Genomic DNA, 17,873 nt, shown 5'->3' with positions numbered 1-17,873 from the left:
ACAACTCCTTGGCGCCGACTTCCCGCATCCGTGCACAGCGGCGTCATGCACTGATTGACACCTTGCCACAGACGCGCCTCCACCGCAGCCGGCTGCCGCAAATCATGGCCGAGCGCTGGCGCCCCCAGGCCGCCGCCCGCAGCGCGACGGGCGGCGCCGGCTGCTGCCAAGGCAGTCGACGACTGAACCTCGTTCTGAGCGAACATGGGGGCTGCGCAGTGCAGGAGCTCGCGATGCAGACTGTCCCCTGGCGGGGCATCTTTCCCGCCGTCACGACCAAGTTCCACGCCGATGAAAGCCTCGACTTCGCCGGCACGGCGCGCCACATCGACTTCCAGATCCGCAACGGCATCCACGGCGTCGTCTGCTGTGGCTCGCTGGGCGAGGCCAGCACGCTGACGCTGGACGAGAAGCTGGCGGTGACGCGATGCGCGCTGGACGCGGCGAATGGCCGCGTGCCGGTGCTGGCCACCGTGTCGGAGACCAGCACGCGGGAGGCGCTGCGCTTCATCGAAGGCGCGAACGCACTGGGCGTGGCCGGCTACATGGTGATGCCCTCGGTCATCTACGTGGCCGACGCGCGCGAGGCGATGGCCAACGTGCGCGCGTTCGCCAGCGCGGCGCAGCGGCCGCTGATGGTCTACAACAACCCGGTGGCCTACCGGGTCGACCTGAAACCGGCTCATTTCGCCGAACTGGCCGACTGCGAACATGTCGCGGCCATCAAGGAGAGCAGCGGCGACGTGACCCGCATCACCGACCTGCGCAACCTGCTGGGCGATCGCTACCGGCTGTTCATGGGCGTGGATAACCTGGGCTTCGAGGGCCTGGCCCTGGGCTGCGACGGACTGCTCGCCGGCGTCGGCTGCGCCTTCCCGCGCGAGACAGTAACGATGTTCGAGCTGATGCAGGCCGGGCGCTGGGACGAGGCCCGCGCCCTGCACCGCTGGATGACGCCGCTGCTGCACCTGGATGTGTCTACCAAGCTGGTGCAGAACCTCAAGCTCATCGACACGCTGGTGGGCGTGGGCAGCGAGCACATGCGCCGGCCCCGGCTGCCCCTGGTGGGCGCGGAGCGGGCACAAGTCGAGGCCCTGGTGGCCCGCGCGCTGGCGACACGGCCGGCGCACTGCCAATCCGTCGCATGAACTACATCCACGTCGTCGACTCCCACACCGGCGGCGAGCCCACGCGCGTCGTCATCGGCGGATTTCCCGACTTGGGCGAGGGTGCCATGGGGGAGCGCCTGGTGCGCCTGCGCGACGGCCACGACCGCTGGCGCCGCGCTACGCTGCTGGAGCCGCGAGGCAGCGACGTGCTGGTCGGCGCGCTGCTGTGCGCGCCGGTCGATCCGGCGCACACGGCCGGCGTCATCTTCTTCAACAACACCGGCTATCTCGGCATGTGCGGCCACGGCACCATCGGCCTCGTCGCAACGCTGGCGCACCTGGGCCGAATCGCGCCGGGCGAGCACATCATCGAGACGCCGGTGGGCCATGTAGCGGCGACGCTGCACGACGATGGCCGGGTCAGCGTGCGCAACGTGCCGTCGTACCGGCTCGCTGCCGACGTGGCGGTGCGGCTGCCGACGGGCCAGACCGTCACCGGCGACATCGCCTGGGGCGGCAACTGGTTCTTCCTGTGCGCCGACCACGGCCAGGCCGTGGCGCCGGACCGCGTGGCCGCGTTGACCGACTACGCGGCCACACTCGGCGAAGCGCTGCACGCGCAGGGCCACCGCGGGGCGGACGGCGCCGTCATAGACCACATCGAGCTGTTTGCCGAAGTCGACCCGGCGCTGGCGGACTCGCGCAGCTTTGTGCTGTGTCCAGGCCGCCAGTACGACCGCTCGCCATGCGGCACCGGCACCAGCGCCAAGCTGGCCTGCCTGGCGGCGGCCGGCAAGCTGCCCCCCGGCCAACCGTGGCGCCAAGCCAGCGTCATCGGCAGCGTGTTCGACGCCTGGTACGAAGCGGATGGCACCCACATCGTGCCCACGATCCGCGGCCGGGCCTTCATCAGCGCCGAGGCGACGCTGCTCATCGACCCGGCCGACCCGTTCGGCTGGGGTCTCGGCTGAGCGGGCGCCGCACGGCCGCGCTCACAGCGCGACAGTGCGGCCAACGAACAGGATGGGGCCGGTGGGCCGATCGATAGGCGAGCCAGCCTCGGGCTCCAGCGTGATCTCGAACAGCTGCTGCGCCCCGACGGCGGGCAGGCGCGCCACCGGCATCTCAAGCGTCTGGCCGGCGCGCACCAGGCCCAGCGACGTGGGGCCGGCCGCGCCGAGCGGTTTGGTCCAGAACTGCAGCGCGCGCCCGGGCGGCACGGGCGGCGTGTCGCCCACCGGCACGAGGCGCAGCGTGCGGCCGGCCTGCAGCTCCACCACCCAACCAGTGGCGTGGCGTTCGTCCGGGCTGTCGAGCACAGCGAGGTAGCGAGCGCCCTCGGCGGCCGGCGTGAACAGGCGCAGCGCCAGCACCAGCGAGGCCACCAACGCGACACCGCTGAGGCCTTGCCATAAGCGCAGCCCCTGCCACCACGGCGCGCGAGGCGCGGCCACCTGGCGCGGCGGCAGACGGCTGTCGAGCGAGCGCGACACGCGCGTCCACACCGCGCCCGTCGGCTCGGCGGCAGGCACCTGCGCGCTGAGCGACAGCAGGCGGTCCTGCCAGCCGTACACGTCGGCGCGCAGTGCCGCGTCGTGCGGCAGCGCGGCGGCCACCGCTGCGTGATCTTCGGCGCTCAAGGTGCCCAGCACGTACTCGCCGGCTGCGGCGTCGCGCTCGTTGGGGTCGTGCAGCTGGATCACGCCATGCACTCCTTCAGGCTGGCCAGGCTGCGCTTGATCCACGACTTGACCGTGCCCAGCGGCGTACTCAGGCGTGCCGCGATCTGCTCGTGCGTGTAGCCATCGACAAAGGCATGCACCACGCAGGCGCGACGAGATTCGTCCAGCCGCTGCAGGCAGCGCTCCAGGCTGTCGGCATCGAGCCCGCGGCCGTCGTCGGCGGGCTCGATGCGCTGCTGGGCGTCGGACAAGGCAGTCAGCTCCGTCACGTCCATGACCTGCAGGCGGCCGGGCTCGCGCACCGCTTTCAGCGCGGCGTGGCGCACCACGGTGTAGATCCAGCCTCGCGCCGACCCCAGCGCGGGCTGGAACGTGGCCGCGTGCTCCCACACCTGCACGAAGGCGTCATGCAGCACGTCCTCGGCGCGTTCGCGGTCGCGCACGATCCGCAGCGCCACGCCCAGCAACCAACGCGCCTCGCGCTCGTACAGCGCGCGCAACGCAAAGCGCTCGCCACGTGCGCAGGCCAGCAGCGCAGCTTCATAGTCGAACGTCGAGGGCGTATCGGGCAAGGGCGGCAAAGGTGGGTCAAGTCCGCGCGGACTCTAGCCCACCCGCCGCTGGAGTCAGACCGCCTTCCAGAAGATGTAGTCGGCCTGGTACTTGACGATCTCCTTGCGGCCCGCGCTGGCGGCATCGCAGGCGATGGCCGGCGCCACGCCGCCCTGCGTGGCCACGCGCTGGATGAAGGTCACGTCCATCATGGCGCCCGGACCCGAAGCCGGGTTGGCCTTGACGAGTTGCAGCGGGATGCTGCCTTGCGCGGCCGGGGCCACGGCCACCTGGGTGCCGGTGATGCGCGAGCCGTCGTTGGACGCCCAGGTGGCGGGCGGACCGTAGTAGCTGCCCAGCTTGGCGCCGGCACGGCTGTTCAAGTCCGCCTTGGGGCCCACGAACACCCACTCGAACGCGCCCGCCATGTTGGCCTTGGCACGGCATTCATAGGTGATCTCGCCCACGCCGACGGTCTCCAGCACCACGCGGTGACCTGCCGGCACCTTGACGGCATCCGGCAGCGCGGCCTGGCTGAATACGGGTGCCGGCGGCGGCATCTGCGCGCAGGCGGACAGGGCGACGGCGGCGGCAAAGACCAGGGCGGTGGAAGCGGTTTTCTGCATGATGGATCTCCGGGAGTTGGGGGGTTGGAACGTCGGCGAGGCCGAAGCTCACCTCCCCACTAGCCGCCAGCGGCGGTTTTGGATGCAGCTCACGCAGAAATATTTGCAGCGCTCGGGCGGGGGGCGCGGGTGTCCAGCCGGCCCCGCACCTGCGAGCCCGCCCGCGCGATCCGGCCCAGCCGTTCGGCACGCGAGCGCAGGTCCACGCGCTCGGCCAGATCAGAAGGGATTGAGGCTCTTCTCGCGGCGGTAGTGCATGTAGCCCACGCTGGCCCCGGCACGCAGCCCCACACCCAGCCGGATGGGCGCCAGCGTGATGCCGTTCAGGCGCTGGTAGTTGATGCCGGCACCGCCCACGTAATACAGGCTGCCGTCGACGCCCGGGAAGCGCTGGTAAATGTCGGCCGCCTTGGGCAGCTTGTAGACGAGCGTGAACACCTTCGACGCATTGGCACCCAGGTCGAAGCCGATGGACGGCCCGGCCCAGAACACCTTGTGCGCCGCCCCCTGCTTCAAGATCAGGTCGCCCTCGCCGTAGCGCAGGCCCACGGTGATGGCTGCACCCGCCTCCTGGCCTCGGATGTAGGCATTCGGCCGCCCCTGCTCCTTGAACGCCTTCTCGATGACTTTGGCCAGGCCTTCGGTGGTGTCGCCAAAGAAATCGGTCGCTGCCTTCAGCACCGAGTCCTCGTCGTAGGTAACGTCCTTCTCATCGGCCGCAAACGCGGGCAGCGCGGACGCGGCCGCCAGTGCGGCGAGTTGTTGCAGATGAAGTCGGCGGTCACTCATGCGAACTCCTGGCACGGGTTTTCGAGGAGAGCCCAGCATATCCACCGAGCGTGAAGTCTGGCCGCTCTTTGCACGCGTACACAACCTAGACTGGGCGTAGAAACGGCAAGTGACCGCTGACCAGCGCATGCAAGTTCTTGACTCATCACGGCATTGGACTCACGGCGGCGTTCGCCCCCCGCTTGACGGCACTGCACGGCCGCTTGGCCTGCGCTGGCGCGCTCCGGCTGCATTACTCCTTCTCGCGGGCATGAGCCCGCAGCGTCGTCGCGCCTTGCCGGTGCTTCCCAGCGCACCCCCTTCGACCGCGCCCAACTGCCACTTCTAAGCCCCCATGTCGTCCAACCCCGACCTGCAGCGGCTGTCCGCTGCCCTCGAATACGTCGACCTCGCCGCCGGCCTGTACCTGGCGGGCGGGGCCGACCAGGCTGCGCGTCTGCTGGCCGCCGCCGCCGAGCAGCAGCTGGGCGACCTGATGCGGCTGATCGACGCGCCCAGCGCGACCGTGGACACGCGCGAGCTGCTGGCCCGCGTGGCCCGCGCACACCGACCCGCCGTCGTCGCGCCGCGCCAGGCGGACGGGCGCGACTGGGACGACGAACCCACGCAGACCGACGCCGTGCGCGAGGAGACTGTGGCCTTCCTGCGCGCCGCATGGTTCATGCTGGAAGCCATGGGCCTGGCGTCGCTGGCGCCCGAGCGGCTGCAGCAGGCAGTCGACCACAGCACCGTGTTCGGCGGCGCCAGCACGCTCGAAAGCTTCGTCTAGCATCGGCGTACCGTCCGCACGGGGAGAACATCATCAGCACCGAACGCCGCCAATTCGCCCGCGTCGCCTTCGCCGCGGGCGCCGAGCTGATCACCACGCAGGCGCTGCTGCACTGCCAGGTCATCGACATCTCGCTGAAGGGCGTGCTGCTGCATCTGCCCGACGGCGCCGCGCCGCAGGCGGGCATGCCCTGCCTGGTCAAGCTGCCCCTCGGCAGCGGTGCCGGGGGGGCCGACGACGTCGCCATCGCGATGGCCGGTGAGCTGGCGCACGTGGAGGGCGGGCACGCGGGCGTGCTGTGCCGCAGCATCGATCTGGAATCCATCACGCACCTTCGCCGCCTCATTGAGGTCAACCTGGGCTCCCCGGCGGCGTCGGAGCGCGAACTCAAGGCGCTGATTGCCGCGGCCAGCACGGCCTGAGCCCGCTTCGTCGCATGCCGCCCCGGCCCGCCGCGGGCCACACAGAATCGCGGCCATGGAGGACCTGACGCCGCTGCAAGCCTTTCGCCGCATCTGCAATCTGCGCATGCTGGCGGGCGTCTACTACTTCTGCCTGCTGTACGCTGTGTCCCGCTCGCTGACCTGGTACGGCGATGAACGCGGCGACCTGCATGACTTCCTGTTCTCGCTGGTCCGCTTCAGCCGCCAGACACTGCTGACCGGCGTGTCGCTGCTGCTGACGGTGGCGCTGGCCGAGGCGCTGCTGGCCGCACGGCGCTGGCAATTGCCCGCGGCGCTGACCTTGCAGGCGCTGGCCGTGGGCCTGGGCGCCGCGCTGGGAGCCTGGCTGCGCTGGGCGGTGACGCTGACCGAAGACTCCGCCAACCGCTTGAAGCCCGGCTGGTTCCTGTCTACCGTCGCTATCTGGACGCTGCTGGGCGGCATGGGCTACGCGCTGCTGCGCTTCAGCCGGGCGCAGCGCAGCGGCCGGGAGCAGCTGACGCTGCTGTTCCGCGAGCGCGAGGCGCTGAAGGCGCAGCAGACCGAGGCGCAGCTGTCGGCGCTGACGGCGCAGATCGAACCGCACTTCCTGTTCAACACGCTGGCCAACGTGAAGCGGCTGTACGAGACCCAGCCCGGCCGTGGCCGTGACATGCTGGTGGCGCTGATCGCCTACCTGCGCGCGGCGCTGCCCGGCATGCGCCGGCAGGACGCCACGCTGGCCGACGAACTTGAGCTGGTGCGCCACTACCTGGCCATCCTGCAGATGCGCATGGGCGAGCGGCTCAGCTTCGACATCGACGCGCCGGCCGCGCTGTTGCCGGCGCACCTGCCCACGATGGTGCTGCCCACGCTGGTCGAGAACGCCATCAAGCACGGCCTGTCGCCGTTGCCCGAGGGCGGCCACATCGCCATCCGCGTGCGCGCGGCGGCAGGTGGCGGCGTGGACATCGACGTGGCCGACAATGGCCAGGGCTTCGGCAGCGCCAGCGGCGGCGCCGGCGTGGGCCTGGCCAACACGCGGGCCCGGCTGGCGGCGCGCTTCGGCGACGCGGCCACGCTGGAGCTGGTGGCGGCGCAGCCGCACGGCGTCGTCGCGCGCGTGCATCTGCCGCCGGAGGCCCTCTCATGATCGGTGCCGCCATCGCCCACGTGCTGCGGTCCTGGCGCTCGCTGCGGCTGCGCGAGGGGCTGGCTTTCGCCAGCGCGGGCCTGCTGTTCGGCGCCATCGACCTGACCTCGCTGCTGGAGCTGAGCGTCGGCGAGCAGCTGCCCCAGGTGCTGGCGCGCCAACTGCTGGTGCCGCTGATCAGCTGCGGTGTGCTGCTGCTGTGCTGGCTGCCGGCCGCGCGCAGCAGCCTCACCCACCCGGCACGCGGCGCCCGGCTGGTGCTCGCCACGCTGCTGGGCTCGCTGCTGACGATGGGGGTCATCTACCCACTGGCGTGGGCTCTGCCGTGGCCGTCGCTGTGCGACATCTACGCCGCCAGCCACGGAAAACCCAGCTGCATGAACTGGCGTGCGACCGCCATCGCGGGCGATGCGCTGTGGGTCTTCATGCCGGCGCTGATGCTGGTGGGCATGCTGGAGTTCCGCGCGCTGCGCCGACGCCAGGGCCAGACCGTGGAGGATCTGTTGCGCGAGCACAGCCAGCTGCGCCGCCATGCGCTGGCTTCGCGGCTGGCGGCGATGCAGGCGCAGGTCGATCCCAAGCTGCTGTTCGACGCGCTGATCTCCATCGAGCAGGCCTACGCCCGCCAGGCGCCCGACGCCAGCGCCCGGCTGGAGCGGCTGATCGGCCACCTGCGCGTGGCGCTGCCGCGGCTGCGCGACACCGGCGCCACGCTGGCCGGCGAAGCCGAGCTGATCGCCAGCTACCTGGACCTGCTGCGCGACCTCGACGGCACGCCGCCCACGTTCGACTGCGACCTCGGGCCGCACGGCAACCGCTGCCTGCCGCCGATGCTGCTGCTGCCGCTGGTGCAGCGCGCGCTGCGGCTGGGCCGGCCCACGCACTGCTGGCTGCGCGCCGGACCGCCGCTGCGGCTGGGCTTCGACGAGGCCGGCCTGTGCAGCGACGATGCCGAGCTGGTCGCGCTGAGCGAGCGCCTGGCCGTGCTGGACGCGAAACTGACCTGCCACAGCGCCGACGGGCGCACCGAATTCAGTTTGGAACTTCCGCCATGATTTATCCCACGGCAGTGGTCGCCGAAGACGAAGCCGCGCTGCGCGGCGAGCTGGTGGAGCAGCTCGGCAAGCTGTGGCCCGAGCTCAGCATCGTGGGCGAGGCCGCCGACGGCCTGGAGGCGCTGCGGCTGCTGGACCAGCACCGCCCCGACATCCTGTTCCTGGACATCGAGATGCCGGGCGCCAAGGGCATCGACGTGGCGCGCGAGGCTAACGGCCGCGCGCACGTGGTGTTCGTGACCGCCTACGACCAGCACGCCATCGCCGCCTTCGACCAGGGCGCGGTGGACTACCTGCTGAAGCCACTGGCCGGCGCGCGACTGTTCACGGCCATCACGCGGCTGAAGACGCGACTGGGCCAGGGCCAGCCCCCCGCGGCGCTGGCGCACGCGCTGGACCAGCTGGGCACGCGCGCCGCGGCAGCGGAGGCGCGCGCACCGCTGCGCTGGATCAACGCGTCAGTGGGCCAGACGCTGCGCCTCATCACCGTGGACGAGGTGATGTTTTTCCAGAGCGACAACAAGTACACGCGCCTGGGGCTGAAGGACGGCGAGGCGCTGATCCGCAAGCCGCTGAAGGAGTTGATCGACGAGCTGGACCCGCAGCAGTTCTGGCAAATCCACCGCTCCACGCTGGTCAACGTGAACGCCGTGGCCAGCGTCAGCCGCGACTTCCGCGGCCGCATGCAGATCAAGCTCAAGCACGGCAACGAGATGCTGCTGGTGGCGGAGAGCTGTGCGCATCTGTTCCGGCAGATGTAGTCCACACTGGGGCCATGCCCAGACCTCAATCGCTGCGCGGCGCCACCCGCCTCGCCACCGACGCCGTCACCGGCGTGACCGACCTCGTCGAGGCCATGCATGCCCAGATCATGCGGCGGCCGCTGACCGCGTCGCGCCAACGCACCACGGGCATCACCGGCCTGGTCTACCGCAGCGTGCGCGGGGTGACCCAGCTCGTCGGTGGCGGGCTGGACCTGGCGCTGGGTGCGCTGGCACCGCTGCTGGGCCAGGCCGGCGCAGAAGATGCCAGTGCCGTGCAGGCCGCGCTGAACGGTGTGCTCGGCGACTACCTGGAGGCCACCGCCAACCCGCTCGCCACGACCATGAGCCTGCGCCCGCTGGTGGAAGGCGCGACCGGCACGCCGCTGGTGCTGCTGCATGGCCTGTGCATGAACGAGGCTCAGTGGCGCCGCGACGGCAGCGACTTTCCCGCCGCGCTGGCTGCGTTGGGCTACCAGCCGCTGGGCCTGCGCTACAACACCGGCCGCGCCATCTGGCGCAACGGGGCCGACCTGGCCGCGCTGCTCGACGGCGTACCCGGCCCGCTGACGCTGCTGGGGCACAGCATGGGCGGCCTGGTGGCGCGCAGCGCCATCGCGCAGGCCGGGGGCAGGCGCTGGACAAAGCGGCTGCAGCGTCTGGTCACGCTGGGCACGCCCCACCTCGGCGCGCCGCTTGAGCGGGGCGGGCAGCAGGTGCAACAACTGCTGGCGGTCAGCGCGTATTCGCGCCCGCTCGCCGGCCTGGCCGCGCGGCGCAGCGCTGGCATCCGCGACCTGCGCCATGCCAGCCTGCTCGAAGCGGACGAGGGCGTCGCCAGCCGCATTCCGCTGCCCGCCGGCGTGGCCTGTTACGCAGTGGCCGCCACCACAGCCAAGAAGCCGAGCGGCCCGCCGGCCCGCTGGCTGGGCGACGGCCTCGTGCCCGTGGCCAGCGCGCTGGGCCAGCACCGGGAGGCCGCACGCCGGCTGGCTTTCACCGACACCGCAGTCTTCACCGGCCTGGGCCATCTCGCGCTGCAGACGGATGCGGCCGTGCTGCGACAACTGCAGGCCTGGCTGGCCCGCCCCTCGTCGCCTGCGTGACGGGCGCACCCCGGGGGGCGCCGCTAAGCTGGCCGGCCCACCAGCCCGGAGACACACCATGTCCGACAGCCATTACCGCATCTGCCCGCTGTGCGAGGCCTGCTGCGGACTGGAGGTGAAGACCGAGGGCACGCGCGTCATCGCCATCCGCGGCGCCACCAACGATGTCTTCAGCCGTGGCTACCTGTGCCCCAAAGGCGTGAGCCTGAAAGACTTGCACGAGGACCCTGACCGGCTGCGCACGCCACTGATCAAGCGCGGCGGCGTCTTCGTCGAAGCGAGCTGGGACGAGGCCTTCGCGGAGATCGAGCGCCGGCTGCTGCCGCTTCGCGCGCAACATGGCGCCGACGCGGTGGGCTTGAGCATCGGTAACCCGGCCGCGCACAAGGTCAGCCTGCTGGCCTACACGCCGCGGCTGGTGCGGTCGCTCGGCACGCGCAACGTGTTCAGCGCGTCCACGCTAGACCAGATGCCCAAGCAACTCAGCGCAGGCCTGATGTTCGGCCACTGGCTGTCCATCCCGCTGCCCGACATCGAGCGCTGCGACTACCTGCTGATGCTGGGCGCCAACCCGATGGTCAGCAACGGCAGCCTGTGGACCGTGCCTGACTACCGTGGCAAGGCCAAAGCGATGCGCGCACGTGGCGGGCGCATCGTCGTCGTGGACCCGCGCCGCAGCGAGACGGCGGCCAGCGCGGACGAACACCTGCCCGTGCGCCCCGGCGGCGACGCGCTGCTGCTGGCTGGCATCGCGCACACGATGTTCGACGAGGGGCTGGTGAAGCTGGGCCGCCTGGCCGATCACATCAACGGCGTGGATGAAGCGCGAGCGGCGCTGCTGCCCTTCGCGCCCGAAGTCACCGCCGCGGGCTGCGGCGTCCCGGCCGCGACGCAGCGCCGGCTCGCCCGCGAGCTGACTGCGGCGCCGCGTGCGGCGGTCTACGGCCGCATCGGCACCTGCACGACGCGCTTCGGCACCGTGAACTCGTGGTTGGTGGACCTCATCAACGTGCTGACCGGCAACCTGGACCGCGAGGGCGGCGCGATGTTCGCCAAGGCCGCCGCGTTCGCGGCCAACACGCAAGGCCGGCCCGGAAGTGGCAAGGGCGTGACGACGGGCCGGCGCCACAGCCGTGTGTCCGGCGCGCCCGAGGTGTTCGGCGAGCTGCCGATCACGGTGCTGGCCGAGGAGATCACGACGCCCGACAGCCCCGATCAGCAAGGCCAGGTGCGAGCGCTGATCACTATCGCCAGCAACCCGGTGCTGTCAGCGCCCAACGGCCCGCGACTTGCGCAGGCGCTGGCCGGCCTGGACTTCATGCTGAGCCTGGACATCTACGTCAACGAGACCACCCGCCATGCCGACGTGATCCTGCCGGGACTGTCGCCGCTGGAAGACCTGCACTTCGACGTGGCCTTCCCTCAGCTCAGCTACCGCAACCATGCGCGCTTCTCGGGGCCGGTGTTCGACGCGGCGCCCGGCACGCCGCAGGAGTGGCAGACCATCCTGCGCCTGTGCGCGCTGCTGGAAGGTCGCGGCCTGGGTGTGGACGTGCAGCAGCTCGACGACGAGGCCATCGCGTCCGACGTGCGCCGCTTTGCCGGCGACAACGCGCCGGCCGTGCTGGCGGCGCTGCAACCGTGGCGCGGCCCTGAGCGGCTGATCGACCTGCAACTGCGCGTCGGCCCGTATGGCGACCAGTTCGGCCGCCAGCCCGACGGACTCAAGTTCGCCCAGGTCAAGGCGGCGAGCACCGTCGACGGCGGTGGCATCGACCTGGGCGCGCTGACACCGCGCATCCCCGAGCTGCTGCGCACGCCCAGCGGCAGGATCGAGCTGGCGCCGCCCGCCATCCTCGCCGACCTGGCGCAGGTCAAGGCCGACCCGGCGCCCGCGTTCAGCCTCATCGGCCGGCGCGACACGCGCTCGGGCAACAGCTGGATGCACAACCTGCCCGTGCTGGCCAAGGGCCCCGAGCGTTGCACGCTGCTGGTCCACCCGGCCGACGCGGACCGGCTGGGGCTGGCCGAGTTCGCTAAGGTCAAGAGCGCCGTCGGCGAGCTGGTCGCGCGCGTGGAGCGCAGCGCCGACATGAGCCCCGGCGTCGTGAGCCTGCCGCATGGCTGGGGCCACGACCTGGACGGCGTGCAGCTCGCCGTCGCGCGCGAGCGGCCCGGCGTCAACATGAACGCGCTGCTCGACGACGCCGCCCGCGACCCGCTCAGCGGCAATGCCGTGCTGAGCGGCATCGCGGTCGAGATCACTGTGCCTTGAACAGGCCCTGGAAGGGACGCGACACGGTCAGCGTGTCGGCCGAGCCGCGCAGGCGCAGCCGCATGCCGCCGTCGTCGTCGCGCAGCGCGCTGGCGATCTGCGTGCTGGCGACGACGGTGCTGCGGTGCACCTGCTGGAAGCGCGCGGGATGCAGCTGGGCCAGCAGGTCTCTCAGCGGCGTGCGCAGCAGCGCGTCGTACTGATGGCCACCGTCCGCGTAGACGACGCGCGTGTAGCGGCTGTCGGACTCGAAGTAGATGACGTCCTCGATGCGGATCAGCCGCACCTCCTTGCCCACGCCGGCCTGCAAGGTTTCGGGTCAAGCGGGGCGGCGCTGTGCACTGGCCAGTTGGGCTAGCAGCCGCTGCAGGCCGTCTCCCTCCGCGGCCGGGCGCCGCACGCGCTGGCCCAGCCGCTAGACGGTCTGGGCCAGGCGCTCGGTGTTCAGCGGCTTGACGAGGTAGTCGACGGCGCCGGCGTCGAAGGCCTGCAGCGCGTGGTCGCCGTAGGCGGTGACGAACACGACGGCGCTGCGGCCGGCGATGCGCCGCGCCACGTCGATGCCCGACAGGCCCGGCATGCGGATGTCCAGGAAGCATACGTCGGGCTCGTGGGCCAGCCACTGGTCCCAGGCATCGGCGCCGCGCGTCGCCTGCGCCACGATGTGCGCATCGGGCCATGCCAGCGCCAGCGCGTCGGCCAGTTGCTCGCGGGGCGCGGGTTCGTCGTCGGCAATCAGCAGTCGGGTCATGGGGCCATCAGTATCTCGGCGCGCGTGCCGCCCTCGGCCCGGGCCTGCAACATGAAGCGGGCGCGCTCGCCGAAGTGGTGCCGCAGGCGCTGGCGCAGGTTGGCCAGGCCCACGTCGTCGGCGACATCGGGGGCAAGGCCCAGCCCGTCGTTGTCGACGCGCAGCCACCAGCGGCCGTTGGGCTCGCGGCCGGCCTCGACCCGCAGCCGGCCATCGCCGATCTTGGGCTCCAGGCCATGCTGGACGGCGTTCTCCACCAGCGTCAGCAGCATGCCAGGCGGCAGCGGCTCCGTCTCCAGCCCGAGAGCCACGTGCACCTCGCCCTGCACCCGCCCCTGCAGCCGCGCGCTCAGGATGGCCAGGTAGTGGCGCACCGCCTGCACCTCGTCGGCCAGCGGCGCGGTGTTGCGGCCGAGCAGCTCGGTGCTGCGGCGCAGAAAGCCGGTCAGCTCGCGCAGCAGCGGGCCGGCGCGCTCGTCACGGCGGTCCACCCAGTGCTGCAGCGTGGCCAGCGTGTTGAAGACGAAATGTGGACGGATCTGCGCCTGCAGCAGCCGCAGGTCGGCTTCGGCAGCGGCGCGGGCGGCGGCGTCGCGCTCGGCCACCAGCTGCAGCCGGGCCAGCTGGCTTTCGCGGGCTGCGCGACCGGCGCGCGCCACGCCGACCAGCAGCAGCGCGAAACTCAGTCCCAGCGGGATCAGCGTGCCGGCGGACGCGCTCAGCGCCTGCAACGCGATGCTCAGGCCCAGGCTCTTGCCTTGCATGCCCCAGCCGAAGCTGACGGCCACCAGCACGCTGACGCTGCCCAGCAGCGCGCCGCCGATGAGGCCGCCGACGATGCGCGTCGGCTTCTGCTGCGGCCGCAGCCAAACGCCCAGCAGCGCGATGCTCAGGCCGACCATGATGAGCGTGGGCACCCCCAGTGCCGGCGCTAGGCCCATGCCCCCGCCGTGCAGCCAGGCCGCGCCGCCGAAGAGGCACAACAGCCAAGCGGCCCAGGCGCCCAAGCCGCGGCGGGAGTAGAGGTAGACGTCAACCAGCTCGACGCGCTCGCGCAGCATCGGGTCCTGGTGGCCGAAGCGATCGTAGTAAGGGAGCGCCCAGCGGTAGTAGGCGCGCTGGAGCCGGTTGCCGTGGGCAAGGGGGTTGGGGGTGTCCATGCCGCGCACTCTAGGGGCGCACCACCCCAGGGCCCCGTGTCAGCCGGCGAAGCACGCCGGGGCGTGCACGAAACGCGCCGGCGCCCGCATGACTCGCATCGCGGCGAGCCAGAAGCGACAACGCCGCCCGAAGGCGGCGTGTGAGACGTCCGGCGGCGAGATCAACGCACGCGGTCGAACTCGAACATCACGCGGTCCACGCTGCCGTCGACGTTGCGCACCAGGCGCACGCGGCGCATGCCGTCGGGGCTGACCAGCAGCTCGTGGCTCTCGGCGCGCCAGTTTTCCAGCGGCGTCTCGTCCAGCGCGACGCCGACGCGGCGCACGCCGACATGGACCTTCAGCGTGCGGCCATCGTCGAGCAAGTACTCGCCCTGGGCCTGGCGCAGCAGGATGCGGTCCGTCGCGGCCGGCACGGTGGTTTCTTGGGCACTCGCGGGCGCGGTCAGCGTCATCAGGGCGAGCAGGGCGGCCGACAGGGTGAGCGGGCGCAGATTCTTCATGGTGGGTACTCCTTTAAACCCGAGGCCAGTCGCCTCGGCAACCCACTAGTGCAAACCCCATGCCAGCTTTTCTATACGTGTTTTCCTGGATTTCTGCCCCAGGCCGGGGCCAGCCAGCGCCAGATGCGTGAAACCGCGCCTCGTGATGGCGCCTGTGCCGCCGCTCAGGCCCGCCGGCAACGCCGCGCAGCGCCCGCACCCAGCAGGGCCACCAGTGCCAGCGCAGCCGACTCGGGCTCCGGCACGTTGTTGACGACCATGTTGTCCAGCGACACGTAGCCGAAGCTGCGGCCGCCGCTGATGGTGACGCTCAGCACGTCCTGGCCCACGGCCAGCGTCGTGTAGCTGCGTCCCAGCGCCGCATCGACGCTGCCATTGCCGCCCGCGGCCAGCACATAGGCCACGGTGACAAGGCTGCCCACGTCCGCATCCGGCACGTACCAGCTCAGGCCAAGTTCCAGGCTGTCCAGATAGAAGGCCGCGCCACCCACTGCCGTGATGGTGAGCGGATCTTCCCTGTAGATCAGCGACGCCGTGCGGTTGTAGGCGCCCGGCAACTGCTGGCCTCCCACGCTCTCTGGTGCACGGTCTTCCACCCCCAGGCAGTCGCAGGTGCTGGTGAAGAAAAAGCCGTCCGTGCTGATCACCGGAGACGAATAGTCATACAACGGCGTGTAGCTGTTGAAGTTGATGACGGCTGCTCCTGCTTGCGCGAGAGCCGAGCACAACATGGCCGCTGCGGCGAGATTCCGCACGAATCGCATGGTGTCTCCTGGTTATTGTGGAAAGCAGCGATGCTGCCAGTGCGCTCGCCCCGCAGCCACCACGCGGGCCCCGTATTCACGGGGATGCGCCGCGGTGGCGCATGGAGCCTCCCGAGCGGGGCCAACGCACGTCCGCAAGGCAGACGGCACGCAATTTGCACTGCCCTGGGGCATGAACACGTCCCTTTTCGCCTTGCCGGGCCTGCGCGTGCTGCTGGCCGACGCCGGCCAGCGCCGCAGCCCCGTGATCCGCCTGGAGCTGATTCGGCTGCGCTGCCAGCTGGTGGACGTGCTGGACCTGGTGGAGCGCCCCGCCGCGCTGGACGATGCGCTGACGCGGCAGGCGCCCGAACTGCTCATCGTCGACTGCGACCAGCCCACGCCCGCGCTGCTGGAGCAACTCGGCGAGGCGCTGCGCCGCCAGCCGCGGCCGGTGCTGCTGTTCGCCGAGCAGATGAGCGCCGCGCAGATGCGCGACGCGCTGCAGGCGGGCATCAGCACGCTGCAGCTGGCCGGCCTGCCGCCCCAGCGGCTGGGCGCGCTGCTGCAGCTGGCGCTCGCGCGCTTCGAGCACGACCAGTCGCTGCAGCGCGACCTGCGCCAGACGCAGACGCAGCTGGCCGAGCGCAAGCTGGTGGAGCGGGCGCGCGGCATCCTGATGCGCGAGCAGGGCCTGGATGAAGAAGCCGCGTTCCAGCGCCTGCGCCAACTGGCGATGGATGGCGGCCAGACGCTGGCTGCCGTCGCCACGCGCCTGATCGACGCCGACCAGCTGCTGCGCTCCCGCTGAACGGCAGCGCCGGTCCCGGACCCGGAGCGTCACACGCCGGTCTGGGGCGCGCCGCACCAACCCATTGCCCCGTCACCCGCACCGCCACGGCGCAGAACGCCCGCAGCGGCCGCTGCGTTGCGCCAAGCGCGTGCAAAACCTCGTTGATCACCGTGCGAGCAAGCTGGCACGCAACCTGCTGAAAAGGAATCGAGACCTGCAATGGCGCAGGTCTCTCGGGCCGGCCGGCTGTGAAGCGGCCGGCACTTCGGGACAACGACGTCCGACTCCCCTATTTGCGCTTTCGCTGCCCGGCAGCGCGGGCGGAGCGCGGCCGCGACGGCGTTGAGCCCAGCATGACTCAGGAGCCCGTGATGACCGCCAGCGATAACTCGACCGCCACGCCCAACCTGCAGCGCCGCAGCCTGATCGCTGCCGCCGCCGCCCTGCCCACCCTCGGCGTCGCCGGTGGCGCGTGGGCGCAGGGCTCGGACAAGCCGGAGAAGGAGGAAGTCCGCATCGGCTTCATCCCGCTGACTGACTGCGCCAGCGTCGTCATGGCCTCGGTGCTGGGCTTCGACAAGAAGTACGGCATCAAGATCATCCCCACCAAGGAAGCCTCCTGGGCCGGCGTGCGCGACAAGCTCGTCAACGGCGAGCTGGACATGGCCCACGTGCTGTACGGCCTGGTCTACGGCGTGCACCTAGGAACCGCCGGCCCGAAGAAGGATATGGCCGTGCTGATGAGCCTGAACAACAACGGCCAGGCCATCACGCTGTCCAAGGCGCTGGCCGACAAGGGCGCGGTGGACGGCCCCAGCCTGGCCAAGGTGATGGCGGCGAACCCGCGCGAATACACCTTCGCCGGCACCTTCCCCACCGGCACCCACGCGATGTGGATGCACTACTGGCTGGCTGCGGCGGGCATCAACCCGCTGGCGGGCGCCAAGCTCATCACTGTGCCGCCGCCGCAGATGGTGGCCAACATGCGCGTGGGCAACATGGACGGCTTCTGCGTCGGCGAGCCGTGGAACCACCGCGCCATCATGGACGGCATCGGCATCACGGCCAACACGACGCAGGACCTCTGGAAGGACCACCCCGAGAAGGTGCTGGGCACCACGGCCGATTTCGTCAAGAAGTACCCCAACACCGCGCGCGCCGTGACGATGGCCGTGCTGGAGGCGAGCCGCTGGATCGACGCCAGCCTGTCCAACAAGTTGAAGATGGCCGAGACGGTGGCGCAGAAGGCCTACATCAACACCGGCGTGGATGCGATCAACCAGCGCATCCTGGGCCGTTACCAGAACGGCCTGGGCAAGACCTGGGACGACCCCAACCACATGAAGTTCTTCAACGACGGTGCGGTGAACTACCCGTACCTCAGCGACGGCATGTGGTTCCTGACGCAGCACAAGCGCTGGGGCCTGCTGAAGGCCCACCCGGACTACCTCGCGGTGGCCAGGCAGATCAACCAGACGGCGCTCTACAAGCAGGCCGCCGGTGCGCTGGGCATCAGCGTGCCCAAAAGTGACTTCCGTACCGCCAAGCTGATGGACGGCGTGGTGTGGGACGGCAAGGACCCGGCGAAGTACGCCGACAGCTTCAAGATCAAGGCGGCCTGATC

At 70.9% G+C, this 17,873-nt stretch carries 20 protein-coding genes; 11 read left to right on the top strand and 9 right to left on the bottom strand.

Annotation, left to right across the window (positions count from 1 at the left end):
- Positions 1-233: 233 nt before the first annotated feature.
- Both ACG02S_RS03575 and ACG02S_RS03570 read left to right on the top strand, forming a co-directional pair.
- Positions 234-1,148: a dihydrodipicolinate synthase family protein gene (locus ACG02S_RS03575; RefSeq protein WP_394469070.1), complete on the top strand. Its 915-nt coding sequence runs from the start codon at positions 234-236 to the stop codon at positions 1,146-1,148.
- Complete coding sequence (locus ACG02S_RS03570) at positions 1,145-2,080, top strand: 4-hydroxyproline epimerase (RefSeq protein ID WP_394469069.1); 936 nt, start codon at positions 1,145-1,147, stop codon at positions 2,078-2,080. The genes ACG02S_RS03575 and ACG02S_RS03570 overlap by 4 nt, the downstream gene beginning before the upstream one ends.
- 21 nt (positions 2,081-2,101) lie before the next feature.
- Here ACG02S_RS03570 and ACG02S_RS03565 read toward each other — a convergent pair whose 3' ends face one another.
- The 4 genes from ACG02S_RS03565 to ACG02S_RS03550 all read right to left on the bottom strand — a co-directional run bounded on the left by ACG02S_RS03565 (position 2,102) and on the right by ACG02S_RS03550 (position 4,758).
- Entirely contained in the window at positions 2,102-2,812 is a 711-nt protein-coding gene (locus ACG02S_RS03565) for an anti-sigma factor (protein ID WP_394469068.1), read from the bottom strand.
- A complete protein-coding gene (locus tag ACG02S_RS03560; protein ID WP_394469067.1) occupies positions 2,809-3,363 on the bottom strand; it encodes a sigma-70 family RNA polymerase sigma factor in 555 nt (184 codons plus the stop codon). The genes ACG02S_RS03565 and ACG02S_RS03560 overlap by 4 nt, the downstream gene beginning before the upstream one ends.
- A gap of 54 nt (positions 3,364-3,417) precedes the next feature.
- Positions 3,418-3,969: a DUF3455 domain-containing protein gene (locus ACG02S_RS03555; protein WP_394469066.1), complete on the bottom strand. Its 552-nt coding sequence runs from the start codon at positions 3,967-3,969 to the stop codon at positions 3,418-3,420.
- 219 nt (positions 3,970-4,188) lie between these two features.
- On the bottom strand, positions 4,189-4,758 hold the full coding sequence (locus tag ACG02S_RS03550) for a DUF1134 domain-containing protein (RefSeq protein ID WP_394469065.1): 570 nt from the start codon (positions 4,756-4,758) through the stop codon (positions 4,189-4,191).
- Between the two features lie 334 nt (positions 4,759-5,092).
- On the opposite strand from ACG02S_RS03550, the gene ACG02S_RS03545 reads away from it, so the two are divergent.
- From ACG02S_RS03545 to ACG02S_RS03515, 7 genes are read left to right on the top strand one after another with little or no spacing between them, the layout of a single operon-like run.
- Positions 5,093-5,527, top strand: coding sequence for a hypothetical protein (locus ACG02S_RS03545; RefSeq protein ID WP_394469064.1), 435 nt, complete (start codon positions 5,093-5,095; stop codon positions 5,525-5,527).
- On the top strand, positions 5,413-5,949 hold the full coding sequence (locus tag ACG02S_RS03540; RefSeq protein ID WP_394469063.1) for a PilZ domain-containing protein: 537 nt from the start codon (positions 5,413-5,415) through the stop codon (positions 5,947-5,949). The genes ACG02S_RS03545 and ACG02S_RS03540 overlap by 115 nt, the downstream gene beginning before the upstream one ends.
- Positions 5,950-6,004: 55 nt before the next feature.
- The gene (locus ACG02S_RS03535) at positions 6,005-7,102 is read left to right on the top strand and encodes a sensor histidine kinase (RefSeq protein WP_394469062.1); all 1,098 of its coding nucleotides are present in this window, start codon (positions 6,005-6,007) and stop codon (positions 7,100-7,102) included.
- A complete protein-coding gene (locus ACG02S_RS03530; protein ID WP_394469061.1) occupies positions 7,099-8,157 on the top strand; it encodes a sensor histidine kinase in 1,059 nt (352 codons plus the stop codon). The genes ACG02S_RS03535 and ACG02S_RS03530 overlap by 4 nt, the downstream gene beginning before the upstream one ends.
- Entirely contained in the window at positions 8,154-8,918 is a 765-nt protein-coding gene (locus ACG02S_RS03525; RefSeq protein ID WP_394469060.1) for a LytR/AlgR family response regulator transcription factor, read from the top strand. Before ACG02S_RS03530 ends, ACG02S_RS03525 begins: the two co-directional genes overlap by 4 nt.
- 14 nt (positions 8,919-8,932) lie before the next feature.
- Complete coding sequence (locus ACG02S_RS03520) at positions 8,933-10,024, top strand: alpha/beta hydrolase (protein WP_394469059.1); 1,092 nt, start codon at positions 8,933-8,935, stop codon at positions 10,022-10,024.
- A 58-nt stretch (positions 10,025-10,082) separates the two neighbouring features.
- A complete protein-coding gene (locus tag ACG02S_RS03515; RefSeq protein ID WP_394469058.1) occupies positions 10,083-12,299 on the top strand; it encodes a molybdopterin-dependent oxidoreductase in 2,217 nt (738 codons plus the stop codon).
- On the opposite strand, the gene ACG02S_RS03510 is transcribed toward ACG02S_RS03515, so the two are convergent.
- The 5 genes from ACG02S_RS03510 to ACG02S_RS03490 form a co-directional block, all read right to left on the bottom strand.
- Positions 12,286-12,609, bottom strand: a complete 324-nt coding sequence (locus ACG02S_RS03510) for a LytTR family DNA-binding domain-containing protein (RefSeq protein ID WP_394469057.1) — start codon at positions 12,607-12,609, stop codon at positions 12,286-12,288. The genes ACG02S_RS03515 and ACG02S_RS03510 overlap by 14 nt on opposite strands.
- A 105-nt stretch (positions 12,610-12,714) precedes the next feature.
- On the bottom strand, positions 12,715-13,050 hold the full coding sequence (locus tag ACG02S_RS03505; protein WP_394469056.1) for a LytR/AlgR family response regulator transcription factor: 336 nt from the start codon (positions 13,048-13,050) through the stop codon (positions 12,715-12,717).
- The gene (locus ACG02S_RS03500) at positions 13,047-14,210 is read right to left on the bottom strand and encodes a sensor histidine kinase (RefSeq protein WP_394469055.1); all 1,164 of its coding nucleotides are present in this window, start codon (positions 14,208-14,210) and stop codon (positions 13,047-13,049) included. Before ACG02S_RS03500 ends, ACG02S_RS03505 begins: the two co-directional genes overlap by 4 nt.
- A 161-nt stretch (positions 14,211-14,371) precedes the next feature.
- Positions 14,372-14,713 carry a hypothetical protein gene (locus ACG02S_RS03495; RefSeq protein WP_394469054.1) on the bottom strand — a complete coding sequence of 114 codons (342 nt, stop codon included), beginning with the start codon at positions 14,711-14,713 and terminating at the stop codon, positions 14,372-14,374.
- A 164-nt stretch (positions 14,714-14,877) separates the two neighbouring features.
- Complete coding sequence (locus ACG02S_RS03490) at positions 14,878-15,477, bottom strand: PEP-CTERM sorting domain-containing protein (protein WP_394469053.1); 600 nt, start codon at positions 15,475-15,477, stop codon at positions 14,878-14,880.
- Between the two features lie 172 nt (positions 15,478-15,649).
- Between ACG02S_RS03490 and ACG02S_RS03485 the strand changes: the two genes are divergently transcribed.
- Together ACG02S_RS03485 and ACG02S_RS03480 are read left to right on the top strand one after the other, a co-directional pair.
- A complete protein-coding gene (locus ACG02S_RS03485) occupies positions 15,650-16,267 on the top strand; it encodes an ANTAR domain-containing response regulator (RefSeq protein WP_394469052.1) in 618 nt (205 codons plus the stop codon).
- Between the two features lie 353 nt (positions 16,268-16,620).
- Positions 16,621-17,871, top strand: coding sequence for a CmpA/NrtA family ABC transporter substrate-binding protein (locus tag ACG02S_RS03480; RefSeq protein ID WP_394469051.1), 1,251 nt, complete (start codon positions 16,621-16,623; stop codon positions 17,869-17,871).
- Positions 17,872-17,873: the final 2 nt, after the last annotated feature.

It is taken from the genome of Pelomonas dachongensis, assembly GCF_043555865.1.
In the GTDB taxonomy this organism is placed as follows: domain Bacteria; phylum Pseudomonadota; class Gammaproteobacteria; order Burkholderiales; family Burkholderiaceae_C; genus Pelomonas; species Pelomonas dachongensis.
This window is presented reverse-complemented; position numbering and strand designations above follow the sequence as displayed.